Raw genomic sequence first — 24,806 nt, 5'->3', positions numbered from 1 at the left:
AGGTGTGTGGTTGTACGCCGAAACGGTACGGAAGATCCACGAACTGAACCCCGGCACCGGGGTGGAGTTGCTGATCCCGGACTTCTCCGGCAAGCCCGAGCACATCGCGGCGATCTGCGATTCCAAGCCCGAGGTGTTCGCGCACAACGTCGAGACCGTGCCCAGGATCTTCAAGCGGATCCGGCCGGCGTTCCGGTACGAGCGGTCCCTGGATGTCATCACCCAGGGCCGGGACCTGGGCATGGTGACCAAGTCCAACCTGATCCTGGGCATGGGCGAGACCCGTGAGGAGATTTCCGAGGCCCTGCGTGACCTGCACGCGGCCGGGTGTGACCTGATCACGATCACCCAGTACCTGCGCCCTTCCGAACGGCACCTTCCGGTGGACCGGTGGGTCAAGCCGCAGGAGTTCGTGGACCTGCAGCACGAGGCCGAGGAGATCGGATTCCTCGGCGTCATGTCCGGCCCGCTGGTCCGCTCCTCCTACCGTGCCGGGCGTCTGTGGGCCACCGCGATGCGCAAGAAAGGCTGGGAAATCCCCGCCGCCCTGGCCCACATCGAGTCCTCCGGCACCACCCGCCAGGAAGCCTCCACCATCCTCGCAGCCCACAGCTAACCCCCTGCCGCACTGCACGGATAGTGCGGTGCGGCAGAATCGGGCTAACCGAGGTAGAAGCGGTTCTTGCCTTCCAACTGGTCCAGTTGGGTGCTTTCAGCGGCAACGGCTCGCGAAGTTCAAGTGCAGGACGCCGCAGAATCATGACGTGGAATTCGAAAATCGGTGGGCCCGAACGGCGTGGGTACACCCCCGCTCACCAGTACAGGGGTTGATTGATCACCTGAGCCTGGCTGCTAAGTTTCGGTGTAACGTCCTGGGCCTTACCGGATATCACGTAGAATTGAGGCACTATGGCGAACTCCCCTGATTCCAGCAAATCGACCCCATCGGCCGACGCACCCAAGCGTGGGCTGTTCCAGCGCAAGCCCAAGGAAACCAAGGCCAAGAAGCCGAGCCAGCTGAAGCAGATCGCTGAAGTCTTCAAAATGACCCGGCGGAATGATCCCCAGGTTGTTTGGATCATGCTGCTGGCTTTCCTTGCAGTCGTCGCGGTTGCCTTCCTCATCGGCTACCTGCTGGAAAACTGGGTTACCGGCCTTATCATCGGCATTCCTCTGGGGCTGCTCGCCGCCGTCTTCATCCTTTCGCGCCGAGCCGAGAAGGCAGCATTTGCGCAGATCGAGAACCAGCCTGGTGCCTCCGGCGCTGCTTTGGGGACGCTCCGGCGAGGCTGGATCACGCAGGATCAGCCGGTTGCAGTGAACCCGCGCACCCAGGATGCTGTCTTCATGGCCATCGGCCGGCCCGGTATCGTCCTGGTCAGTGAAGGACCGAGCCACCGTGTCAAGCCGCTGGTGGACGCCGAACGCAAGCGCCTTGCACGTATTCTCCCCAACGTCACCATCCGTGTCCTGGAGTCGGGTCGCGGCGAGGGCCAGGTGCCGCTGAACCAGCTGGCCAAGACCATGGGGAAGATGAAGAACGAGCTCACCAAGGTTGAAGTCAACGCCGTCAGCAAGCGGATCAACTCCCTTGGCAACCGTCTGCCCATCCCCAAGGGCATCGACCCCTACAAGGCCCGCCCGGATCGCAAAGCCGCCCGCGGCCGCTGACCCGGCAGGACCCAGCAGAACGAAAAAGCGCGCTTTCCCATTGCGGGGAAGCGCGCTTTTCTTTATGTGTTGTCAAGGTCGGCGGCCGACTCGTCTACCTTCTGATGAGGATAGTGTTCATGGCCTTATCGTGGAGTCCACGCTGGTCCGGGTCGAAGACGACAGCTGGGATAACCAGACAAAGCAGCAGGGTCCTCACCACAGCGGCCAGTGGACCTGCAGGCCCTCCCCCAAGGCGTACGACGTGGATACCCATGATCCTGTGACCGATGCTGTATCCCAGCGTGCCGATCAGAAGGATCTGTTCGATGGCGAAGATGGCGAGAGTCGCCCACTGGTTACCGCCGAACGCGAAATTGCTGATCACCAACGCTATGGTCCAGTCGATTACGATGCCGAAGATGCGGCGCCCGGCACGGGCAATGGAGCCAGGGCCGGACTCGGGCAGGCCGAGCCTTTCGCCTGGATATTTGGAGATGCCGGATGTGTCCGGGCCTGTCAACCACGAACCAATGTCTTTTCGATCTACCACCTATCAAGCCTAACGTCTGGTGTAGGTTGTGCCCGACCGGGACGGGCAGCAAGAACACCTTCCATGTTCGCCCAATGGACCCGCTTGGACCGAACACCCGCAAGCCGACTACCGTTTACACAACAGACGATTCTGTAACCTGCCGGAAACAATACTGACACCCCCGGGAAATCCCATCTCCCTAAGGTGGTATGAGTTGCCAGCCACCATGGCAAGGGGACACTTTTGTGCCGCCTGCCGTCGGTTTGGCTGCACCACGCGGCCTTCCGGGCCTGTTACTTGATATGCATAAGGAGCATAGATGTTCAAGACTGCGGACGAAGTCCTCAAGTTCATCAAAGAAGAAGATGTCAAGTTCGTCGATATCCGCTTCACAGACCTTCCTGGCGTCCAGCAGCACTTCAATGTGCCGGCCAAGAGCGTTGACCTCGACTTCTTCGTCAACGGTCAGCTCTTCGACGGATCTTCCATCCGCGGCTTCCAGGGCATCGCTGAGTCCGACATGCAGCTCATCCCGGATGTAACGTCTGCCTTCGTCGACACCTTCCGCATCGAGAAGACCCTCGCGTTGAACTTCTCCATCGTGAACCCCCGCACCGGCGACCCATACCACCGCGACCCTCGTGGCGTTGCTGAGAAGGCCGAAGCCTACTTGGCATCCACCGGCATCGCCGACACCGCATTCTTCGCTCCCGAAGCCGAGTTCTTCGTCTTCGACAACATCCAGTACGAGTCCTCCCCCCAGGGCAGCTTCTACAAGATCGACTCCGAGGAAGCACACTGGAACACCGGCCGTAAGGAAGAGGGCGGAAACCTCGGCTACAAGACCCCCGTCAAGGGCGGCTACTTCCCCGTTTCCCCCACTGACAAGCAGGCGGACCTCCGCGACGCCATGTGCGTTGAGCTGGACAAGGCCGGCCTTGAGGTTGAGCGCTCCCACCACGAAGTCGGTTCTGCCGGCCAGGCTGAGATCAACTACAAGTTCACCACGCTGACCGCCGCTGCCGATGACCTGCAGAAGTTCAAGTACGTCATCAAGAACACCGCTGACGCTTGGGGCAAGTCCGTCACGTTCATGCCGAAGCCTGTTTTCGGTGACAACGGCTCGGGCATGCACTGCCACCAGTCGCTGTGGAGCAACGGCGATCCGCTGTTCTACGACGAGAAGGGCTACGCAGGCCTCTCCGACACCGCGCGTTGGTACATCGGCGGCCTGCTGAAGCACTCTTCCGCCGTCCTCGCCTTCACCAACCCGACGGTTAACTCCTACCGCCGCCTGGTCAAGGGCTTCGAGGCTCCCGTGAACATGGTTTACTCGCAGGGCAACCGCTCCGCAGGTATCCGTATCCCGATCACGGGCACCAACCCCAAGGCCAAGCGCATCGAGTTCCGCGCTCCGGATCCCTCGTCCAATCCGTACCTGGCATTCGCTGCCCAGCTGATGGCCGGCATCGACGGCATCCGCAACCGCATTGAACCCCCGGCTCCCATCGACAAGGACCTCTACGAGCTCCCTGCCGAGGAAGCCAAGGACATCCCCAAGGCTCCGGGCTCCCTGGAAGAGGCTCTCGAGGCTCTTCGCGAGGACAACGAGTTCCTGCAGGCCGGCGGTGTCTTCACCCAGGACCTCATCGACACGTGGATCGACTACAAGTACGAAAATGAGATCCGCCCGCTGTCGCTGCGCCCGAACCCGTACGAGTTCGAGCTCTACTACGGCGTCTAACTGGATCGCGCGGCAGAAGCGACCCTAGTCCTCAGACCGCCCGCACGAATCAAGACACACGAAAGGCCGGCCCCAAGTTTCACTACTTGAGGCCGGCCTTTTTGGCGGGATCCTTCTACTGACGGGCGTTCCAGCTTTATTCTCGGATGGGCGGGTCCTTTCGAACCACGACGCCTTCGTCCCCGGGGAGTACCTTCCCCTGATCCCGCTCGGTTTGATCCTCAACGTTGAGCTCCCAAGCGTCTCCCGGCGAGCAGGGAGCAGTAGCACCAACGCCGTCCGACTTGTCAGATGCATCAGTATCGAACTCAGCCCGGAGGACCGACAAGAAGGACTGCGGAGCCTTCCCACCTTAGACAGCTACGCGCCGCCGCCAGCCGAGAAAATATCCTGCGAAATCTTCTGCAACTGACCCCGCAACTGCTCCAGCTCTTCCTTGGCCTTATCCAACGCAGCCTTCGTCTCCGGCCACGTCGAACCACGGAACTCAGCAGCCAACGGACCATCCCACACATTCGGATCCGACAACACACGACCCTGCGCATCCAACGCCGAAATCTGATCCGTAAAACCACCAGTAATAATCGACTGCACCTGACCAATAGCAGCCTTGGCCTGCTCAGTAGACAACACACGCGACATAGAAACCCCCAAAGTGAAAATATGAACCGGCGGCGCAACACCACCGGGCTGGACATGCCCGACACTATCAATACCGAACCATTAAATCCAACAACTGGGGAAATTGCTCGCCGCTGGTGTACGCATGCCACAGGAGAAGGCCAGGGCCAGTCTGAAAGGACTGGCCCTGGCCTTCTCCGTATATGCAAGTGCTACTCGGACTTCTCGTGCTCACGTTCGCGGATGTTCCGGGTGATTTCATCGAGTTTGTCCTTAACGAAACTGGCGGCGTCCGTCAAACCCTTTTCAGCGCTGCCGAGCGGGTCCAGCTGCAGGTAGACCTGCTTGTCGATGGGCAGGTCGTATTCGTCCTTCAGATGAGTCCCGCCACCAACCCCGTTGAGGGACAGGTAGACCAGCGCCTCGGTCCGGGCGATGCCTGCGATCGCCCCGAAGACAACAGTGAAGTCGTTGGGCTGAAAGCTCACGGACTGACCGACGTGGCGCCGGTCCAGCTCTCCGGCGGTGATCGCTTTTTCGGTAGGACTTCCGTTGTATTCCATGTACTTCCCCTATGCATCGAGATCAGTGACAGAAGAAGTCTATAAGGTTACTTAGCGTCAGGCATCCTACGTCAGTGCTTGGTGGTAGGGGCTTCTCCTGGTTGCTCTGGGGCTGCGCAGTCTGCACAGAACACCCGGTCTGTTTCTTCACCGCAGCACTGGCAGCGATGGAGCAGGGCCGCTGATTCAATCACATAGGCTGTCATAGGGACCATGCTGCCCGCCTGCGCCCCTTCGGGACACGAGTAGTGTGTACTCGTTTTTTCGTCACGGCTGGCCGCAACTACTTGGATTCGAACAACCGGAGCCCCTGGCCTCCCGGCACACCGCCGGCGTTCGGCCCCTCGCCACCAGTGCTTGCTTCGGCGTCAGCAAAGGTTGCAAAGCACCGCCGGCAGGCAAATGTCCCGCCCGGACCGTGGCGCGACGCCCAGTGCGGCCCCGCCTGCTTGCAGCGAAAGCAGCACGAGTCGGAGAAGGCAGCCCCCTCAGCATCCAGCATCACCGTCACGGGAGAAGTCTAGGTGACACGACGGGTCCAGGGACAGGCTACGGAAGCCCGCCTACTGCTTTCCGTACTTCTTGTGCACAGCCTGCTTGCTGACGCCCAGGCAAAGGGCTATCGCTTCCCATGACAACCCCGCTTGCCGGGCGGAACGAACCAACGAGGCTTCGGTACGGCCCACTTCCTTCTGCAACTCCGCCACGGCATAGAGTGCCTCCGCCGGCCCCATTCCGTCCATCGATCCCACAAGCGTTTTCATGCGGTCCACCTCCATGCCGTCAACCATAGTTGACGGTGGTGCGTTTCGTCAACCATTGTTGACGCGAAGTTAGCCCAGTTCCCTGTACATGGTCCGCTGCGGACCGGCGGAGCCCCCGAGGTATTGCCCGGTGTCCACGAAGCCCGCCTTGGCATACGCGGCCAGCCCCGCCGGGTTGCGTTCGTTGACGGAAAGTACGACGCCGGCCTGGCCGCCACCCAGCCTTGCCGTCAGCTTTCGCGCCTCCTCCACCGCAGCGCGGGCGGCCAGGGAGCCCAGGCCGCGCCCTTGGCTCCGCGAGTCGATAAGGAAGCCCCTCAATAACCACGCAGACTCATCGCGTGCCCAGCCAGCGAGGCTCGCCGCCCCGGATTGAAGCGTCAGCACGCCCACTGCCGCTCCCCCGGATTCGATCACGTATGGAAACCGGGAATCTTCTTCCAGGCCAATCAGCATCATGCGCAGCGGATCGCCCACGAAGCTGCGCTGGGAGTCGTCGACCGACATCCCAGCCACCGCGCCCAACTGAATGGCCCGGGAGTCGTCGTCGAGCATTTTGAGGGGAATCAACCACACATCACCCAGCCACTCCTGATCGCTGCCGATTGAAACCTGTTCCTTGGAGTCATCTTCGAGCATTTTGTCTTTTCTCCCCGTAGGGTTATCCCAACAGTGTCCAGCACCGGAGGCATCGCGTCGTGAACCAACCCAACGTCATCCTGATCTGCGTCGACGAGTGGCGGGGCGACTGCCTGTCCTCGGACGGGCACCCCTTCGTGGAAACTCCCCACCTGGACGAATTGGCCAGGCAGGGCGTTCGCTTCGCCAAAGGCTATTCTGCTACCCCGTCGTGCGTTCCCGCACGCGCAGCCCTCTTCACGGGGCAGTCACAGGAACGGCATGGCCGGGTTGGCTACAACGACGGCGTACCTTTCCATGCAGTCCACCCGGTGACGGTACAGGATGAGTTCCGGAAAGGCGGCTACCACACGCAGGCCATAGGCAAGATGCACGTGTGGCCCGAACGTTCCAGACTCGGTTTCGACGACGTCATCCTGCATGACGGATACCTTCACCACGCCCGTCAGGAACACCGACAACAGTTCGGCATGTTCGACGACTACGTCCCCTGGCTCCGAAGGCAACCCGGCATGGGCCCCGACGCCGAGTACTTCGACCACGGCGTCAACTGCAATTCGATTGTCGCCCGGCCGTGGGACAAGCCGGAGAATCTGCATCCCACCCACTGGATCGGCACGCAGGCCATCGAATGGATGCACAGGCGGGACCCCGTCAAGCCCTTCTTCCTCTACCTTTCGTTCCACCGCCCGCATCCCCCGTACGACCCGCCGTCGTGGGCCTTTGATCAGTACCTCAACCTTCCGGCCTATGAAGCGATCGAGGGCAACTGGGAACATCATTGGGACGAGCACCGCCAGGATGGCGACTATCAGGCCAGCTACGGCAAGGTCCCGAACCACGTCGTGCACCGTGCACGGGCAGGATATTACGGGCTGATGGCCCAGATCGACCTGCAAATCAATCGGATCAAGGAGTCGCTGGCTGACTTCGGGTTGCTGGAGAACACCGTCATTGCATTCACCAGCGATCACGGCGAAATGATGGGAGACCACCACATGTTCCGTAAGGCAGTTCCGTACGAGGGTTCCGCCCGGGTGCCTTTCATCATCGCCGAATCCCCTGCTGCGGAAACCGCTGCACGTGGGATAGTCGTGGAGCACGTGGTGGAACTCCGGGACATCATGCCCACCCTCCTGGACCTCGCCGGGCTGCCGATCCCGGACTCCGTCGATGGCAAGTCACTGGCGTCGATCGTCCGAGGCGAAAGCAGCCACGCTGTCCGTGACATCCTCCACGGCGAGCACGTGTATTGGGGACAGAACCTGCACTGGCTGACGGACGGGCACCATAAATACATTTGGGGTTCCGGCCAGGGAACGGAAGAACTTTTCAACCTCGACGCCGATCCCCAGGAGCGCACCAACCTCACCGAAGACACTGCCAGCCAAGGCGAACTGCAGCTGTGGCGTGAACGCATGGTGGAGACGCTGCGTGACCGCGAAGAGGGCTACGTCGTTAATGGCAAGCTGACGCCAGGAGCCCCGGTGGTGACCATGTTGCGGCATGCAAGGGAGAAGGCAGCAGCGTGCCGGTGAAAAAGCCGGCAGAGCTAGTTGCCGTAGAACCGTCTTTCGAACACTCCCCTGGCACGACGACTGAGCCGTAGGTAATCCTCCTCGAACTGCCCCGCGTTCCCGGGTGCATACCCACACCAGCGTGCTGCCGCTTCCAGATCCTTACGCGAGGACGGAAGGAGGTCCGAAGCCCGGCCTGTCACGATGACGTTCGCGGAACGGATTCGGCTGGCAAGCTGCCATGCCTCCCGCAAAAGCGCGGCGTCGTCCCCGTCGATGAGGTCAAGTTTTTCGGCGGCCGCAAGTGCCTCCACGGTTGAACTGGTCCGGAGCTCCGGGTGCTTTCCGGCATGCTGGAGCTGAATCAGCTGGACCAACCACTCAACGTCGCTCAGCCCACCGCGGCCCAGCTTCACATGCCGCGCCGGATCAGCACCGCGAGGCAACCGTTCGGACTCCACACGTGCCTTGACACGGCGAATCTCCCGAACATCTTGCTCGGCAAGTTCCTCCGGGTAACGGATGGGATCGATGAGCTTGACGAAATCTGCGGCGAGCTCATCCGAGCCTGCCATGGGGCGGGCCCGCAACAGCGCCTGGGCCTCCCAGATCAGCGACCACCGGCGATAGTACTCCGCATACGAGTCCAGCGAACGCACCATGGCACCGTTCTTGCCTTCGGGCCGGAGATCGGCGTCCACCATCAGGACCCGCTCCGCCATGATGGCCGGCTTGAGCGGCTGGGTGAGGAAACTGGAGATCTTGGCGACAATCGTCGTCGCCTGTTCCTGGGCTTCCGCATCACTGAACCCGGGGCGGGCACGGTGAACGTACATAACATCCGCGTCTGAGCCGTAACCGATCTCGCGTCCGCCTTGCCGACCCATCGCGACCACCAGGACATCAGTCTTCAACGGACCCTCCGCCGCCACCACCGATTCCGCAACATGCAAAGCACCAAGGACGGCTGCCCGGTCCGTCTCGGCCAGAGCGAGCCCGACGGCGTCCTGATCCAGCAACCCGGCACTGTCCGCAATGGCGGTCCGCAGGATTTCCCGACGCCGGATCAACCGGATGAGCCTCATGGCGCTTTCAGGGTCGGGGTGGCGGGACAGCTTGGACTGGATTTCCTGCCATTGCGCCTCAAACCGGATTGGCGCAAGTTCCTTGTCGCTGCCGAGCCACGCCACGGACTCCGGTGACACCTCCAACAGGTCCGAAATCAGCCGGGAGTTAGCCAGGACCTGGCACAGCCGCTCGGCGGCCGCCTGGGAATCGCGAAGCAACCCCAAATACCAGTGCGTGGTTCCAAGGGCCTCGCTGACACGACGAAAGGCGAGTAGTCCGGCGTCGGGATCCACTCCTTCGGCCAGCCATCCGAGAAGGATGGGAAGCAGCTGGCGCTGCAGCGCCGCGCGCCTGCTGACTCCTGCGGTAAGCGCCTCGATGTGCCGCATCGCCCCTTGGGGATCCAGGTAACCGAGTGCGGCGAGGCGGCCCTGGGCTGCCTCAGGACTGAGCCTGGCGTCCTCGCTGCTCAGCTTCGCCGCGGTATTGAGCAGCGGCCGGTAGAAGATCCTTTCGTGCAACTCGCGGACCGATTTCTTGGTCTTCTGCCACGTCCCCATCAACTGGTCGGGATGCGGGCGCTCAAGCGAGAATGGCCCCAAGACGGCCTTGGCAAGGAAACGCTGGGCGTCTTCAGTGGCCGGCATCAGGTGGGTCCTGCGCAACTGGAACAACTGGATGCGGTGTTCGAGCAGGCGGAGGTACCGGTAGGCGTTGTCGAAGGCAGCGGCGTCGGCCCGGCCGATGTAGCCTCCGGCGGACAGTGCGGCGATGGCGGAGGTGGTGTCCCTGCAGCGCAGGGATTCATCGGACTTTCCGTGGACCAGCTGCAACAATTGCACGGTGAATTCGACATCCCGGAGTCCGCCGCGTCCCAGTTTGATCTGGCGTTGTTCCTCTGCCGCTGGAATGTAGTCGGTCACTCGGCGGCGCATAGCCTGCACGGATTCAACAAAGCCGTCACGCCCCGCGGAGGACCACACCAGTGGCTCTACGGCTTTCTCGTAACGCTGGCCAAGTTCACGGTCCCCGGCGATGGTACGGGCCTTGAGGAGTGCTTGGAATTCCCAGCTTTCGGCCCACCGCGCGTAGTAGCTCAAGTGCGATGGCAGCGTGCGGACCAGGGGCCCTGACTTGCCTTCCGGCCGCAGGTTGGCATCGACTTCCCACAGCCCGGGCTCGGGAGCGGACGATGAGATGGCCCGGGAGATCCCTGACGCCAGGGCCGTACCGATGGTTGAGGCCCGCGCGTCGTCGAGCTCTCCTGATTCAACGACGTAAATGACGTCGACGTCGGAAATATAGTTCAGCTCGCGGGCACCGCATTTGCCCATCCCAATGACCGCAAGTCCGACGTCGGCAATCTCCGCCGGGTCATACTGGCCTGCCGCTTCGGCCCGGGATACAGCCAGCGCCGCCTCGATCGCGGCACCAGCGAGATCCGCCAGCTCGGCACCGGCCGATGGCATGAAATCCTGTGGCGAGGCAGCACAGAGGTCCTTGATGGCAAGCTCTGTCAGCCCCCGCCGATACGCTGTGCGCAAAGCTGCGTAAGCCGGCATCCCGGTGATTCCAGCAATCGGACGCTGGGCACCGGGTTCGGCTTTGACCGAGCGCAGAAGCATTGTCCGGAGATTTTCGCTGGAGGCCTGAAGGGGCTCCGGGCTGATGCGGACATCAAACACATCCAAGTGCTCAGGGTGCCGGATGAGGAACTCCCCCAGAGCTTCCGAGGCGCCCAGAAGCCGGTACATGGGCTCACTGGCATCCTGGTGTGCTGCGGCCAGCTTTTTCAGTCCGGGATTCTTCTCAATGAGCCTGACCAGCGATTGGAGTGCCGTGTCCGGGCTGGCCGCCATGGCAAGCCCGACAAACAGCGCGTCCTCGTCAATCCCTTCAAGTTCCGGGGCAGCGAGGAAGCGTTCGCCCTTTTCGAGATCACTGAATCCGGCTGAGATGAGCCGACGTGCGAGGCTCATTGGCCCCGCCTACAGAATGCCGAGGTTGCGCTGCAACTCGTACGGCGTGACCTGGAGGCGGTAGTCCTGCCATTCCGCACGCTTGTTGCGCAGGAAGTGCTCAAACACCTGCTCGCCAAGGATCTCGGCCACCAGCTCGGACTCTTCCATGGCGCGGATGGCATCGTGGAGGCTGGCCGGCAGCGGTGCGTGGCCCATGGCTTTGCGCTCGGCCGTGGTCAGCGACCAGATGTCATCTTCGGCCGCGGCGGGAAGCTCATAGCCTTCCTCGATCCCCTTCAGGCCGGCGCCCAACAGGACGGCGTAGGCCAGGTAAGGGTTGGTGGCTGAATCGATGCCGCGGTACTCGATGCGTGCAGACTGGCCCTTGCCGGGCTTGTAGAGCGGCACGCGTACCAGGGCAGAACGGTTGTTGTGGCCCCAGCTCAGGTAGCTTGGTGCCTCGCCGCCGCCCCAAAGGCGCTTGTAGGAGTTCACGAACTGGTTGGTCACAGCCGTGAATTCGGGGGCGTGCTTGAGGATGCCGGCAATGAACTGGCGCGCCGTCTTGGACAGCTGGAACTCCGCCCCGGCCTCGAAGAAGGCGTTGGTGTCGCCTTCGAACAAGGAGAAGTGCGTGTGCATGCCGGAGCCCGGGTGGTCGGTAAACGGCTTGGGCATGAAGGTGGCGTATGTCCCCTGCTGCAGGGCGACCTCTTTGATCACGGTGCGGAACGTCATGATGTTATCCGCGGTTTGAAGCGCATCCGCATAGCGGAGGTCGATTTCATTCTGTCCCGGTCCGCCTTCGTGGTGGCTGAACTCCACTGAGATGCCAACCGACTCGAGCATGGTGACCGCAGTGCGTCGGAAGTCCTGCGCTACGCCGCCGGGAACGTGGTCGAAGTACCCGCCTTCGTCCACGGGGACCGGCGATCCGTCAGGACCGAGGTCCTTGGACTTCAGCAGGTAAAACTCAATTTCCGGATGGGTGTAGCAGGTGAAACCCATGTCCGCGGCTTTGGCCAGGGTCCTCTTGAGGACGTTGCGGGGATCGGCAGCCGAGGGCTCGCCGTCCGGCGTCAGGATGTCGCAGAACATCCTGGACGTCTGCTCGGTTTCACCGCGCCATGGAAGAATCTGGAAAGTCGACGGGTCAGGCTGCGCGAGCATGTCGGACTCGAACACGCGGGCCAGGCCCTCGATGGCTGAACCATCAAAGCCAAGGCCCTCCTCGAAGGCACCTTCCACTTCAGCCGGCGCCAGCGCAACAGACTTAAGCGAACCTACGACGTCGGTGAACCACAAGCGTACGAAGCGCACGTCACGCTCTTCGATTGTCCGCAGAACGAACTCTTGCTGGCGGTCCATAGGGCCTCTTTTCCGATTCGGTGTCCATGCCGCTGGTTTCACTTGGAGTGAAGCCACGGCAGCTCAGCCTTCACTCTACTAAGAGTTCCGTGCTAATGCCGCAGCAGTAGCTGCGCGTAACACAGCGTTTACACAAGGTGACGCCGGGCACAGTGGTGGCAGGCGTCGTCGGCACGGCTTAGGCTCTATCCATGGCCCCGAGCAACCTTCCTGAGTCCAACACGCCCGCCGAAGTTCCCGCCCCCTACGGCAACGGCCCCTCGGCAGCGGCACAGCAGCCGTCGGCAGCCGGGAGGAAGCCCGCGGGCAGGGTCCGGATCCACCACCTTCAGCAGGCCAAGGGCAACGGCGAGCACTTCGCCATGCTCACCGCCTATGAGCAGTACACCGCCGAGATTTTTGACCAGGCCGGCATCGAGGTCCTCCTGGTGGGCGACTCTGCATCCAACAACGTCTTCGGCAACGAGACCAGCCTTCCTGTCACCGTCGATGAACTCCTGCCGTTGTGCCGTGCCGTTGCCAGGTCGGCCAAGCGCGCTCTGGTCGTCGCTGACCTTCCGTTCGGAAGCTACGAGGTTTCAGCTGAGCAGGCGGTCGCCACAGGTGTCAGGTTCCTCAAGGAAGGCCTCGCGCACGCCGTCAAGATCGAGGGCACTGCCTACTACGCGGACACCGTGAAGGCAATGGTCCAGGCGGGCATCCCCGTCATGGCCCACATCGGGTTCACACCCCAAAGCGAGCACTCCCTGGGTGGTTACCGGGTCCAGGGCCGCGGGGACGACGCCCAGCGCCTGGTCGATGACGCCGTGGCCCTCCAGGACGCGGGCGCCTTCAGCGTCCTCATGGAGATGGTCCCGGCGGACACCGCGGCAACCGTGGACGCTGCCCTTCGGGTTCCCACTGTCGGCATCGGAGCGGGCAAGAGCACAACAGGCCAAGTACTCGTCTGGCAGGACATGGCAGGCCTGCGGGGCGGAAAGATGGCCAAGTTCGTCAAGCAGTACGCGGACCTTCGCACCACATTGAGCGATGCCGCAGCAGCGTACGCGGAGGACGTCCGGTCCGGGCAGTTCCCCGGACCGGAACACTCCTTCTAGTCCTCGTCCTGGGCGTCCCAGGCGTCATTGCGCGCTTTGACCTTCTCCAGGGCGTGCTCGGCTTCTTCCCTGGTCTTATAGGGGCCAATCAGCTGGGTCCAGTCGGACATTGCGTCCTCTTCGATCTCGTGCGTCTTGACGTTGTACCAGTACTCCGTCACGTCTCCTCCTCGGTCCTCGGGCTATTGGACGCGTAACGTTGGCGGGGTCACAGGAACCCAATCACATTTTGTTACTTGCGTCTCTTGCGTGCCTTATATGATCAATCTATGCCTTCTCTAGCTTCGACTGCACCCATTGGCGCCCTCACCCCGGGAACCATCAGCCCTGAACGACCCGTCCCGGCGTCGATCCCCCGGCCCGAGTATGTCGGCAAGAAGGCACCTGCCAAGTTCACGGGCTCCGAAGTGAAGTCTGCCGAGACCATCGAGAAGATCCGGATTGCCGGCAAGATCGCGGCACAGGCGATTGTGGAAGTTGGCAAGCACATCCAACCCGGAGTGACCACCGACCACTTGGACAAGGTCGGGCATGAGTTCCTGCTGGACCACAATGCCTACCCCTCAACCCTCGGCTACCGGGGCTTCCCCAAGTCACTGTGTTCCTCACTCAATGAGGTCATCTGCCACGGCATCCCGGATTCCACGGTGGTGCAGGACGGCGACATCCTGAATATCGACATCACGGCCTTCATAGGCGGAGTCCATGGTGACACCAATTACACATTCCTGGTTGGCGACGTGGACGAAGAATCCCGCCTGCTGGTTGAGCGCACGCAGGAGTCGCTCAACCGTGCCATCAAAGCTGTGGCCCCGGGCCGCGAGATCAACGTCATCGGCAGGGCCATCCAGTCCTACGCAAAACGCTTCGGCTATGGCGTTGTACGCGACTTCACTGGCCACGGCGTGGGTGAGGCGTTCCATACCGGCCTCATCATCCCCCACTACGACGCAGCCCCGGCGTACAACACCGTGATCGAGGCAGGCATGGTCTTCACCATCGAACCCATGCTGACCCTTGGCACCATCGAATGGGATATGTGGGCCGACGACTGGACGGTCGTCACCAAGGACCACAAGCGCACGGCCCAATTCGAACACACCCTGCTGGTCACAGAGACCGGCGCGGAAATCCTGACCCTTCCCTGAGCCCTCCGGAAGGTCCCAGCAGCCCGGGAGGCTGCGCCATGCCCATCCCCTCCTGCCACGATCGGAAATGCATTGTCCAAGAAGGATGAGAAGACCCACAAGAACGCCCCGCTGATCGGAATCGACATCGGCGGCACCGGCATCAAGGGCGGCATCGTCGACCTGAAGAAAGGCAAGCTGATAGGTGACCGATTCCGGGTCCCCACTCCGCAGCCCGCAACGCCCGAGGCCGTCGCCGACGTCGTCGCCCAGATCGTTGAAGAACTGTCCAGCCGTCCCGACGCACCTGCAGCCGAATCCCCGGTGGGCGTGACATTCCCGGGCATCATCCAGCATGGCGTGGTCCACTCAGCGGCCAATGTCGACAAGACCTGGCTCAATACCGACATCGATGCCGCTTTCACCAAGCGCCTGGGACGCCCCGTCGAGGTGATCAACGACGCCGACGCCGCCGGCCTTGCCGAGGCCCGCTACGGCGCAGGTGAAGGCGTGGATGGAACAGTCCTGGTGATCACCCTGGGCACTGGGATCGGATCTGCTTTCATCTTCAACGGCCAGCTGGTCCCCAACGCCGAACTGGGTCACCTCGAGGTGGACGGGTTCGACGCCGAAACCAAGGCATCGGCTGTTGCACGCGAACGCGACGGCCTGAGCTGGGACGAATACGGTGTCCTGCTGAACCGCTACCTGCAGCACGTGGAGTTCCTGTTCTCCCCTGAGCTCTTCATCGTGGGTGGCGGCATCTCAAAGCGCTCCGACGAATACTTCCCGCACCTGCAGTTGCGCACCAAGATCGTGACTGCCAAATTGAAAAACGACGCCGGCATTGTTGGCGCTGCGCTTGAGGTGGCTTTGCACCACAAACTCGCCAAGTAGGGTCGAATGCCCGAAAAGTCAGGGAACGGCGTCGCGATTGTCAGCGGTGCCAGCCGTGGCATCGGCGCAGCAGTCGCCCATGCCGCGGCAACGGCCGGTTATGGCGTTGTGGTCAATTACTCAGCTGATGCCGACGGCGCCCACGCTGTTGTCCGTCGCATCATTTCCCAAGGCGGCCGCGCACTGGCCGTACAAGCCGACGTCAGCCAACCGGCCGACGTCGTTCGCTTGTTTGACCAAGCCGCGAGCTGGGGCACGGTGACCGCGGTAATCAACAACGCTGCCATCACCGGCGACCAGATCGGCACCCTGGTGGAGGTGCCTGCCGAGAAGGTACAGCGGGTTGTCGACGTCAACGTCACGGGAATGATTTTCATGTGCCAGGAGGCTGTGCGGAGGCTGTCCACGGATCATGGCGGCAGCGGTGGGAACATCGTCAACATCTCCTCAACAGCCACTAAAGCCGGCTCGCCCGGCACCTGGGTGCACTACGCCGCGACCAAAGGGGCGGTGGATGTCCTGACGGTGGGTTTGGCATCCGAAGTGGCCAAGGAGGGAATCCGGGTCAACGCAGTGGCTCCCGGCAGCACCAACACTGGGCTCCATGCGGCAGCAGGTATGCCGGACCGTGTGGAGAGGCTGAATCCAACCATTCCCATGGGTCGCGGTGCCGAACCCGAGGAAGTCGCTGCCGCAGTGATGTGGCTGATGTCCAGCGAAGCCGGCTACATCACGGGGGCCGTTCTTCCGGTTTCGGGCGGGCGATAGACCGGCCCTTTGCCCCGCGACGATCGCTGCTTGGTGCCGGTGGCGGCTGCGGCTTCCCCTCCGCTGCCGCCACCGGAGCTAGAGTTGGCTCTTCTCGGAGCCTTTGGCTTGCTTGGTGCCCGCCTTGGCGTGGGCCTCGGCCTCGTGGCGGAGCAAGGAAATGGCAGATTCGAAGTCCTCCAAGGACTCGAATGCCTGGTAAACGCTGGCAAAGCGCAGGTACGCTACTTCGTCCAGATTCCGCAGCGGTCCGAGAATCGCCAGGCCAACCTCGTGGGCATCGATCTCGGCTGCGCCCGACGAACGGATGTTCTCTTCGACTTCCTGTGCCAGCATGGCGAGATCATCCTCAGTGACCGGACGCCCTTGGCATGCCTTGCGGACGCCACTGATGACCTTGATGCGGCTGAAGGGCTCGCCCACGCCGGATCGCTTGATGACGGAGAGGCTGGTAGTTTCCACGGTCGTGAAACGGCGGCCGCATTCCGGGCACTGGCGTCGCCTGCGAATGGAAGATCCGTCGTCAGCCATTCGACTGTCAACAACACGGGAGTCAGGATTCCGGCAGAACGGACAATACACGCTGGGCCTCCCCTGACAGCTCCGGCACGGGACTTGCCGGCAGGCCGCCGGATACGCAAAGGTGCCGGAAGATAACTTCCGGCACCAGTTTACGGTCCATCACACGGTAATGACAAGCGTGTAACTACTACATGTAGTGGTAGGGACCCTTATATGTAGTGGTTTAGGGTCAGGCGAACCGGATTCGTACGGCCTCGCCGTGGCCCGGCAGGTCCTCCGCGCCCGACAAGCTGACGATGTGGGTGCTGACCTGCTGCAGGGCGTCGCGGTCATAGTTGATGACCTGGACTGCGCGCAGGAAGGTGGTGACGTTCAATCCGGACGAGAAAGCGGCGGTGCCGCTGGTGGGCAGAACATGGTTGGAGCCGGCACAGTAGTCACCCAGGCTGACTGGGCTGTACTCACCGACGAAAATGGCCCCGGCGTTCCGTATCCGGGACGCGACCGAAGCCGCGTCCGCAGTCATGATTTCCAGGTGCTCGGCCGCGTAGGCGTTGCATACGGCGATCCCCTGCTCCAGGTCATCGACCAAGACCACCCCGGACTGCGGTCCGGACAGCGCCTCAAGAACCCGGGCACTGTGCTTAGTGGCAGCAGCCTGCCGTGCAAGCTCACGCACGACGGCGTCGGCCAGGTCCGCGGAGTCCGTCACCAATACAGAAGCTGCTTTGGGATCGTGCTCGGCCTGGCTGATCAGATCGGCAGCTACAAGGGGTGCCTGTGCCGTGGCATCGGCAAGGACCGCAATCTCAGTGGTCCCGGCTTCAGAGTCGATGCCCACAACGCCCTTAACCAGCCGCTTGGCGGTGGCCACGAAAATATTGCCGGGGCCGGTCACAACATCGACAGGTTCGATCGGCTGTTCTTCACCGGTTCCCGGAATGCCATAGGCAAACGACACAATTGCCTGCGCGCCACCAATGGCATAGACCTCATCAATGCCCAGGAGCTTGGCTGCCGCCAGGATGGTGGGGTGCGGCAGGCCACCAAAGTCCTTCTGCGGAGGCGAAGCCAAAGCGATGGACCCGACGCCGGCAGCCACAGCCGGTACCACATTCATGATCACGGATGACGCCAAAGGAGCCAGGCCGCCAGGGACATACAGCCCAACACGGCCCACGGGAATCCAGTTCTGGCTGACCACTGCACCGTCGCCCAACGAAACGTCCACATTGGCGGGCCGCTGCCGGTCGGCAAACTGGCGCGCCCGACTGATCGATTCTTCCAAGGCCGCACGGACCTCGGGGTCGAGCTCTTCCAGCGCCCGCGTCAGTGCTTCGGCCGGCACCCGGGGGTGGGACTGTTCCACGCCGTCGAACGTCCTGGCCAGCTCGCCCAGGGCAGCGAAGCCCTTGCTGCGTACGGCAGAGATGATGTCCTGGACCTTTTGCTCGGCGTCGGCCATCGTCTGATGGCCTGCCCTGGGAACGGCTTCACGCAGTTCGGCAAGCGAAAGGTGGCGGCCCCGGAAGTCGATCGTGCGGAAATCGAGGGCAGCTGCTGGGGCGGAAGTATCCGGGGAAGTGGTCACCCGGCTATTTTACGGGCTTCTTCGAAAGAACCCCGAACAGCGCCAGGACAAACGTCATGAAGGCCAAAGCTCCTGGCCACAAGACCAGTACTGCATAGGAGCGCAGCGTGAAACCGTACCCTGCACCGAGGGCCGGGTCCGGGGCCTGGCTCCACAAATGACCGGCCAGCAGGCCAACCAGCCAGGCGATCACTGCGCCCACCGCCCCGCCGAGCAGCGCGAAAGCCAGCCGACGCGGCGCATCGGTGCCCTGCAGCTTTCCGTCCAGGGCAAGCCCGGTTGCACACCCTGCGAGGAGCACCAGGGCGGCGAGCACCAAGTCCCGCGGAAGCCACGACTCCGGGTCCGCGGGATTGGACAGGTCCGGGTTGCCCGAAAGGAGGTTGAGCCCACCCGGGGCCAAGAGCCACCAGAGCAGGCCCAGGACCACGCCCAAGGCTGCGGGAAAGGCCACCCAAAAAAGTACGTCCTTCAACTGCCGCGGACTTCTGGCCGGAGCCGGTTCGGAAACGGAAGGAAGGCTCACACTGGGCTCGGTCATGCAACCCACATTAACAAAGGTTCACGCTGGCCCCGCAAAAGACGGGGGTGGCGCACCCGGGGAATACCCTGAGAGAAAGAAACACAACCAGTCCAGGAGAACAACAACGTGGCAAGCGAAGAACCCGGCTTCGAGCAGACCTTCAGGGAGATGTTCCGCCGGCATGCAGCAGGGGTGGCCATTATTACCGCCAACCTCAACGGCAATCCGTTCGGTTTCACCGCCACCTCAGTGGCATCCCTGTCCGCCGAACCGCCGCGCTTCACTTTCAACATGGCCCGGAGTTCCAGTTCCTGGCCGGCAGTGGCCAACGCGGAATACATCGGCGTGCACATGCTCGGGCTTGAAAACCAAGCCTTGGCCAATCGCTTCGCCCGGACCCGCGACCGTTTCGAAGGCGACCACTGGGAGCCCGGCCCACACGACGTGCCGATCCTCAAGGACGTCAGCGGCTGGCTGGTTGGAAAGATCCAAATGCGCTTGTCGTTCGAAAACAACGCGGTGGTGGTGGTTGAGGTCGTCGACGGCCAGGTAGGCGACGACGGCACTCCCCTGCTGTATCACAGCGGCACGTACAGCAAGCCGGCGCCGCTCGATTACGAGATCTGAGCCCTCCCGGGCCCGCCCTCCTAGTTATCCAGGCAGGCAGGGCCCAGGAGGACCTTGAGATCTCCGAACAGTGACGGGCTGGGGTTCACCCGCATGTGGACCGGCAGCCCCATGACCTCCACCTTGGTGTCGCCCATCAACTTCAGCCGGACTTCCGAGTTTCCCCGATGTGTCCGCAGCACATCACGGAGGTCAGTCACTACCGCTTCCGTCGCCTTAAACGTGGGGATGGTGATCACCACGGGCCCGTTCACGCTTTCGCTGAGGTCCGGCACGGAGAGTTCCATGCAGTTCAGCGTCACAGCTCCGTCATCACGCCGTTGCAAGCGTCCCTTGACCACCACGATCAGGTCTTCCGCCAGCACGGAGGCGATCGGGCCATAGACCTGCCCGAAGAACATGACCTCCATCGAGGCGCCCAGGTCCTCGATTTCCGCCCGGGCATAGGCATTGCCGCTGGCCTTCGCGATTCTTCGGCTCAACGAGGTGATCATCCCCGCAATGGTGACAATCGCGCCGTCGTGCGGTCCGTCCTCGGCGATGATCGATGTGATGGATTGTTCGGCGTGCTGGCTGAGGACGCCCTCCAGCCCCTGGAGCGGATGGTCTGAGACGTAGAGGCCCAGCATGTCGCGCTCGAAGGAGAGCTTGTCCTTCTTCTCCCACTCCGGAAGATCCGGAATCTCGGTGGTCAGCGATGCTTCGGGTTCCTGATCCTCGAAGCCCGCGAAGAGGTCGAACTGGCCAATCGCTTCATTCCTCTTCAGGGTGATGACCGAGTCGATGGCTTCTTCGTGGATCACTGCCAGCGCGCGCCGGTGGTGGCCCAGGGAGTCGAACGCGCCGGCCTTGATCAGGGATTCAATGGTCCTCTTGTTGCAGACGACGGCGGGAACCTTGAGCAGGAAATCCTTGAACGAGGTGTACTTGCCTTCGGATGTCCTGGCCGCAACCATGGCATCCACCACGTTCACGCCAACGTTGCGGATGGCACCCATGCCGAAGCGGATGTCCGTTCCCACAGGCGTGAAGTTCAACGAGGACTCATTGACATCCGGCGGCAGCACCGTAATGCCCATGCGGCGGCACTCATTGAGGTAGATGGCGGACTTGTCCTTGTCATCGCCCACCGACGTCAGCAGCGCCGCCATGTACTCGGGCGCGTAGTGCGCCTTCAGGTAGGCAGTCCAGTAGGAAATCACGCCATACGCAGCGGAGTGGGCCTTGTTGAAGGCATAGTCGGAGAACGGGAGCAGGATGTCCCAGAGCGTTTTCACGGCAGCCACGGAATAGCCGTTGTCCTGCATACCTTGCGAGAAGCCGGCGAACTGCTTGTCCAGCTCGGACTTCTTCTTCTTGCCCATCGCGCGGCGGAGGATATCGGCTTGGCCGAGTGAGTAGCCGGCCAGCTTCTGCGCCACGGCCATAACCTGCTCCTGATACACGATCAGGCCGAAGGTGCCGCCGAGAATCTCCTTCAAGGGTTCTTCCAGCTCCGGGTGGATAGGAATGACCTCTTGGATCCCGTTCTTGCGCAGGGCATAGTCGGTGTGGGCGTTGGCACCCATGGGACCCGGGCGGTACAGCGCCAGGACTGCGGAGATGTCTTCGAAGTTGTCAGGCTTCATCAGCTTGAGCAGGGACCGCATGGGTCCGCCGTCAAGCTGGAACACGCCCAGGGTGTCGCCGCGGGCCAGGAGTTCGTAGGATGCGGCGTCGTCTAGTTCCAGGTTTTCCAGGTCCAGTTCGACGCCACGGTTCATCTTGATGTTTTCCAGCGCATCCGAAATGATCGTCAGGTTTCGGAGGCCCAGGAAGTCCATCTTGATCAGCCCGAGGCCTTCAGATGTCGGATAGTCGAACTGCGTGATGACCTGGCCGTCCTGGAAACGGCGCATGATGGGAATGACGTCAATGATGGGGTCCGAGGACATGATCACGCCTGCAGCGTGCACGCCCCACTGGCGCTTCAGCCCCTCAATACCCAACGCCGTCTCGAAGACCTTCGCGGCTTCGGGATCGGTGGCGATGAGCTGCCTGAAGTCCCCTGCTTCGCTGTAGCGCTTCGACTCGGGGTTTTGGATATCGGCGAGCGGGATGTCCTTGGCCATGACTGCCGGCGGCAGGGCCTTGGTGAGTGTCTCGCCCATGCTGAACGGGTAGCCAAGCACACGCGAGGAGTCCTTGAGCGCCTGCTTGGTCTTGATGGTTCCGTAGGTGACGATCATGGCCACTCGCTCGTCGCCGTACTTCTTGGTGACGTAATCGATCACCTCGGAGCGGCGGCGATCATCGAAGTCGACATCGAAGTCAGGCATGGAAACGCGGTCCGGGTTGAGGAAGCGTTCGAAGATCAATCCGTGCTGCAGCGGGTCGAGGTCGGTGATGCGCATGGCGTAAGCCACCATGGAACCTGCACCCGAGCCACGGCCCGGACCCACCCTGATGCCATTGTTCTTGGCCCAGTTGATGAAGTCGGCAACCACCAGGAAGTAACCGGGGAAACCCATGGAGGTGATGACGCCAAGCTCGTAGTCGGCCTGAGCGCGTACCTTGTCCGGAATGCCCTGGGGGTAACGGTATTTGAGTCCGGCATCGACTTCCTTGACCAGCCAGGACGTCTCGTCCTCCCCGGGCGGGCAGGGGAAGCGCGGCATGTAGTTGGCACCGGTGTTGAACGATACTTCGCACCGCTCGGCGATGAGCAGGGTGTTGTCGCAGGCCTCGGGGTGGTCGCGGAACAGTTCACGCATTTCCTGCGGCGACTTCAGGTAGTACCCGCTGCCGGAGAACGCGAACCTCGAACCGCCGTTGTCGTACGTCGGTTCCAGGAGGGTTGAACCCGATTGGATGGCCAGGAGGGCCTCGTGCGCCTTGGCGTCGTGCTCGTGCGTGTAGTGGAGGTCGTTGGTGGCTACAAGCGGAAGGTTCAGCTCCTTGGCCAGGCGCAGCAGGTCGCCAGTGACGCGTCGCTCGATGTCCAGGCCGTGGTCCATCAACTCGCAGAAGTAGTTCTCCGCGCCGAAGATGTCCCGGAACTCCGCGGCGGCCTCCACCGCCTCGCGGTAGAGCCCCAGCCGCAGCTTGGTCTGGACTTCCCCGGATGGGCAGCCGGTGGTGGCAATCAGGCCCTCGGAGTAGGTGTTGAGCAGTTCACGGTCCAGCCTCGGCCATTTGCCGAACACGGAGTCCAGGGAGGCAATCGAGGAGGCCCTGAAGAGGTTCCGCATGCCCACGTTGTTGTAGCTCAGCAGCGTCATGTGGGTGTAGGAGCCACCACCGGAGACGTCGTCTTTGCGCTGGCTTTCGTCGCCCCAGCGGACGCGTTCCTTATCGCCGCGGGCCGTACCCGGGGTTACATAGGCTTCAACGCCAATGATGGGCTTGATGCCTTTGTCCGTGGCCTTGCGCCAGAAGTCGAACGCACCGAACAGGTAGCCGTGGTCCGTGGTGGCCAGGGCGGGCATGCCCAGCCGTTCGGTTTCGTCAAACAACTCACCCAGCCTGGCGGCTCCATCCAGCATGGAGTATTCGGTGTGGGTGTGCAGGTGGACGAACGAATCATTGCTGGAAGTCACCACGACAGTCTACCGTCCCCGGTCCGACAGAACGTGGACCCGGGGACGGTGAGGCAATCTAGGCGGATCCGCTGGCAAGCAGGTCCAGCGCGTATTGGAGGTCCGCGGGATAGTCGCTGCTGACCTCCACCCACTCCCCCGTGCGGGGGTGGTTGAATCCCAGCTGGCGGGCATGCAGCCATTGCCGGGTGAGGCCCAAGGTGGCGGCCAGGCGGGGGTCCGCGCCGTAAGTGAGATCACCGGCACAGGGATGCCGGAGCGCCGAGAAGTGGACGCGGATCTGGTGGGTACGTCCCGTTTCCAGGTGCACCTCAACCAACGTCGCCTTGCCGAAGGCTTCCAGTACCTCGTAATGGGTGACCGACGGACGACCATCCTCAATGACAGCGAACCGCCAGTCGTGGCCGGGGTGACGTCCAATGGGGGCATCGATGGTCCCCTCAAGTGGATCAGGGAGGCCCTGGACCACTGCATGGTAGACCTTGTCCACGGTGCGTTCCTTGAACGCCCGCTTCAATACCGTGTAGGCATGCTCTGTTTTTGCCACCACCATGACACCGGACGTGCCGACGTCGAGCCGGTGCACGATCCCTGCACGCTCAGGTGCCCCGGACGTTGAGATCCTGTATCCCGCCCCGGCGAGGCCGCCCACCACAGTGGGGCCCACCCATCCGGGAGACGGGTGGGCGGCGACTCCCACCGGCTTGTCGATGACAACGAATTCATCGTCGTCCAGCAGGATTTTCAGGCCTTCCACAACTTCCTCCACGACTTCCAAAGGGTCAGGCCGTTCCGGAACGTTGACGTCCAGAACTGTGCCGGCTGCCAGCTTCGCCGATTTGCCGAGGGGCACGCCCCCGACAGTGACGTTGCCTTCGGCGATCAGCAGTGCCGCGGCAGACCGTGAGATGTCCAGCAATTTCGCCAACCCGGCGTCCGCACGTGCTCCAGCCAGGTCCTCGGGTACCACCACGGAGTCACTCACTGGTGGAATCCCCTGTGGAACCGCCGGCCGGCTTGGCCTCACCGCTTGGCTTCGGCGTTTGGACATGGCGGGACCCGTCCATGCCAACGCCGCAGAGGGTCAGCAGGCAGATGATGGCCACCCCGGACACCACAGCCGAGTCGGCGATGTTGAAAATGGCAAAATTCGGCAACTGAATGAAGTCCACAACATGTCCCATGGCAAAGGACGGCTCACGGAACAAGCGGTCTGTCAGGTTGCCCAATGCGCCGCCGAGCAGCAGGCCCAGCGACAATGCCCACCAGGCCGAGCCCAGCCGGCGCAGCTGGAAAAGGATCGCAATGGAAACAGCCGCCATGACGATCGTGAAAATCCATGTGACATTCTCACCGATGGAGAACGCCGCCCCGGAGTTCCGGATGTAATACCAATGAAGCAACGGTGGGAGCACGGGTATCCGCTCGCCCTCGGTCATGGTGCTGGTTACCCAGAGCTTGGTGAGTTGGTCGAAGGCGTAGGCGAACACGGCGAAGCCGGCAAAAAGCCAGAGTACGGCCGGACGCCGCTTTCGGCGTGAGCCGGGCTCCGGCTGTGAAGCGTCATCGGTGAAGTCGTCGGTCATTATGGCTTTCATTCGGTAAGCGTGGTGGCCTGCTGCGGTGGGTTAACAGCAAAAGCCGGT

At 62.3% G+C, this 24,806-nt stretch carries 23 protein-coding genes; 9 read left to right on the top strand and 14 right to left on the bottom strand.

Annotated features, from left to right (window positions below; all coding sequences use genetic code 11):
* On the top strand, positions 1 to 616 hold a 616-nt coding region (locus tag NEK97_RS19380), incomplete at its 5' end, for a lipoyl synthase (protein WP_257371340.1).
* 293 nt (positions 617 to 909) lie between these two features.
* Positions 910 to 1,671, top strand: coding sequence for a DUF4191 domain-containing protein (locus tag NEK97_RS19375; protein ID WP_235520462.1), 762 nt, complete (start codon positions 910 to 912; stop codon positions 1,669 to 1,671).
* Positions 1,672 to 1,765: 94 nt separating this feature from the next.
* Here the strand turns inward: NEK97_RS19375 and NEK97_RS19370 are convergent, their stop codons facing one another.
* A complete protein-coding gene (locus tag NEK97_RS19370; protein ID WP_235520461.1) occupies positions 1,766 to 2,203 on the bottom strand; it encodes an RDD family protein in 438 nt (145 codons plus the stop codon).
* Between the two features lie 301 nt (positions 2,204 to 2,504).
* Here NEK97_RS19370 and glnA (NEK97_RS19365) point away from each other — a divergent pair, with 301 nt between their 5' ends.
* On the top strand, positions 2,505 to 3,929 hold the full coding sequence (gene glnA, locus NEK97_RS19365) for a type I glutamate--ammonia ligase (RefSeq protein WP_211711292.1): 1,425 nt from the start codon (positions 2,505 to 2,507) through the stop codon (positions 3,927 to 3,929).
* A gap of 360 nt (positions 3,930 to 4,289) precedes the next feature.
* Here the strand turns inward: glnA (NEK97_RS19365) and NEK97_RS19360 are convergent, their stop codons facing one another.
* The 4 genes from NEK97_RS19360 to NEK97_RS19345 all read right to left on the bottom strand — a co-directional run bounded on the left by NEK97_RS19360 (position 4,290) and on the right by NEK97_RS19345 (position 6,516).
* Positions 4,290 to 4,562 carry a pyrophosphorylase gene (locus NEK97_RS19360; RefSeq protein WP_257371339.1) on the bottom strand — a complete coding sequence of 91 codons (273 nt, stop codon included), beginning with the start codon at positions 4,560 to 4,562 and terminating at the stop codon, positions 4,290 to 4,292.
* A 200-nt stretch (positions 4,563 to 4,762) separates the two neighbouring features.
* Complete coding sequence (locus NEK97_RS19355) at positions 4,763 to 5,113, bottom strand: hypothetical protein (RefSeq protein ID WP_257371338.1); 351 nt, start codon at positions 5,111 to 5,113, stop codon at positions 4,763 to 4,765.
* Positions 5,114 to 5,676: 563 nt separating this feature from the next.
* Positions 5,677 to 5,892: an AsnC family protein gene (locus NEK97_RS19350; RefSeq protein WP_235520458.1), complete on the bottom strand. Its 216-nt coding sequence runs from the start codon at positions 5,890 to 5,892 to the stop codon at positions 5,677 to 5,679.
* 54 nt (positions 5,893 to 5,946) lie between these two features.
* Positions 5,947 to 6,516, bottom strand: coding sequence for a GNAT family N-acetyltransferase (locus tag NEK97_RS19345; RefSeq protein WP_257371337.1), 570 nt, complete (start codon positions 6,514 to 6,516; stop codon positions 5,947 to 5,949).
* A 59-nt stretch (positions 6,517 to 6,575) separates the two neighbouring features.
* Here NEK97_RS19345 and NEK97_RS19340 point away from each other — a divergent pair, with 59 nt between their 5' ends.
* Complete coding sequence (locus tag NEK97_RS19340) at positions 6,576 to 8,054, top strand: arylsulfatase (protein WP_257371336.1); 1,479 nt, start codon at positions 6,576 to 6,578, stop codon at positions 8,052 to 8,054.
* Between the two features lie 14 nt (positions 8,055 to 8,068).
* Here the strand turns inward: NEK97_RS19340 and NEK97_RS19335 are convergent, their stop codons facing one another.
* Both NEK97_RS19335 and glnA (NEK97_RS19330) read right to left on the bottom strand, forming a co-directional pair.
* Positions 8,069 to 11,080 (bottom strand): bifunctional [glutamine synthetase] adenylyltransferase/[glutamine synthetase]-adenylyl-L-tyrosine phosphorylase, encoded by a 3,012-nt coding sequence (locus NEK97_RS19335; RefSeq protein ID WP_257371335.1) that lies wholly within the window; start codon positions 11,078 to 11,080, stop codon positions 8,069 to 8,071.
* Positions 11,081 to 11,089: 9 nt separating this feature from the next.
* On the bottom strand, positions 11,090 to 12,430 hold the full coding sequence (gene glnA, locus NEK97_RS19330; protein ID WP_090825698.1) for a type I glutamate--ammonia ligase: 1,341 nt from the start codon (positions 12,428 to 12,430) through the stop codon (positions 11,090 to 11,092).
* Positions 12,431 to 12,621: 191 nt separating this feature from the next.
* On the opposite strand from glnA (NEK97_RS19330), the gene panB reads away from it, so the two are divergent.
* Positions 12,622 to 13,527, top strand: coding sequence for a 3-methyl-2-oxobutanoate hydroxymethyltransferase (panB, locus tag NEK97_RS19325; protein ID WP_257371334.1), 906 nt, complete (start codon positions 12,622 to 12,624; stop codon positions 13,525 to 13,527).
* Here panB and NEK97_RS19320 read toward each other — a convergent pair.
* Complete coding sequence (locus NEK97_RS19320) at positions 13,524 to 13,688, bottom strand: SPOR domain-containing protein (protein ID WP_235520453.1); 165 nt, start codon at positions 13,686 to 13,688, stop codon at positions 13,524 to 13,526. The two genes, panB and NEK97_RS19320, sit on opposite strands and share 4 nt — an antisense overlap.
* A gap of 108 nt (positions 13,689 to 13,796) precedes the next feature.
* Here NEK97_RS19320 and map point away from each other — a divergent pair, with 108 nt between their 5' ends.
* From map to NEK97_RS19305, 3 genes are all read left to right on the top strand, one after another.
* Entirely contained in the window at positions 13,797 to 14,675 is an 879-nt protein-coding gene (gene map / locus NEK97_RS19315; RefSeq protein WP_235520452.1) for a type I methionyl aminopeptidase, read from the top strand.
* 72 nt (positions 14,676 to 14,747) lie between these two features.
* Entirely contained in the window at positions 14,748 to 15,551 is an 804-nt protein-coding gene (ppgK, locus tag NEK97_RS19310) for a polyphosphate--glucose phosphotransferase (RefSeq protein WP_257371333.1), read from the top strand.
* Positions 15,552 to 15,557: 6 nt separating this feature from the next.
* A complete protein-coding gene (locus tag NEK97_RS19305; protein WP_257371332.1) occupies positions 15,558 to 16,319 on the top strand; it encodes an SDR family oxidoreductase in 762 nt (253 codons plus the stop codon).
* Between the two features lie 78 nt (positions 16,320 to 16,397).
* Here NEK97_RS19305 and nrdR read toward each other — a convergent pair whose 3' ends face one another.
* From nrdR to NEK97_RS19290, 3 genes are all read right to left on the bottom strand, one after another.
* Positions 16,398 to 16,901: a transcriptional regulator NrdR gene (nrdR, locus tag NEK97_RS19300; RefSeq protein WP_235520449.1), complete on the bottom strand. Its 504-nt coding sequence runs from the start codon at positions 16,899 to 16,901 to the stop codon at positions 16,398 to 16,400.
* A gap of 169 nt (positions 16,902 to 17,070) precedes the next feature.
* Positions 17,071 to 18,432, bottom strand: coding sequence for a histidinol dehydrogenase (hisD, locus tag NEK97_RS19295; RefSeq protein ID WP_257371331.1), 1,362 nt, complete (start codon positions 18,430 to 18,432; stop codon positions 17,071 to 17,073).
* Between the two features lie 4 nt (positions 18,433 to 18,436).
* Positions 18,437 to 18,973: a hypothetical protein gene (locus NEK97_RS19290; protein WP_257371330.1), complete on the bottom strand. Its 537-nt coding sequence runs from the start codon at positions 18,971 to 18,973 to the stop codon at positions 18,437 to 18,439.
* A gap of 108 nt (positions 18,974 to 19,081) precedes the next feature.
* On the opposite strand from NEK97_RS19290, the gene NEK97_RS19285 reads away from it, so the two are divergent.
* On the top strand, positions 19,082 to 19,582 hold the full coding sequence (locus NEK97_RS19285; RefSeq protein ID WP_257371329.1) for a flavin reductase family protein: 501 nt from the start codon (positions 19,082 to 19,084) through the stop codon (positions 19,580 to 19,582).
* Positions 19,583 to 19,602: 20 nt separating this feature from the next.
* Here NEK97_RS19285 and dnaE read toward each other — a convergent pair whose 3' ends face one another.
* The 3 genes from dnaE to lspA are packed head-to-tail and all read right to left on the bottom strand — an operon-like array spanning position 19,603 to position 24,746.
* Entirely contained in the window at positions 19,603 to 23,160 is a 3,558-nt protein-coding gene (dnaE, locus tag NEK97_RS19280; RefSeq protein ID WP_257371328.1) for a DNA polymerase III subunit alpha, read from the bottom strand.
* Between the two features lie 58 nt (positions 23,161 to 23,218).
* A complete protein-coding gene (locus tag NEK97_RS19275; protein ID WP_257371327.1) occupies positions 23,219 to 24,145 on the bottom strand; it encodes an RluA family pseudouridine synthase in 927 nt (308 codons plus the stop codon).
* Entirely contained in the window at positions 24,138 to 24,746 is a 609-nt protein-coding gene (gene lspA / locus NEK97_RS19270) for a signal peptidase II (protein WP_257371342.1), read from the bottom strand. The genes NEK97_RS19275 and lspA overlap by 8 nt, the downstream gene beginning before the upstream one ends.
* Between the last annotated feature and the right edge of the window lie 60 nt (positions 24,747 to 24,806).

The sequence above is a fragment of the Paenarthrobacter sp. UW852 genome, from assembly GCF_024608385.1.
Classification (GTDB): domain Bacteria; phylum Actinomycetota; class Actinomycetes; order Actinomycetales; family Micrococcaceae; genus Arthrobacter.
The sequence above is the reverse complement of the archived record's forward strand: the minus strand, read 5'-3'. Positions and strand labels throughout refer to the sequence as shown.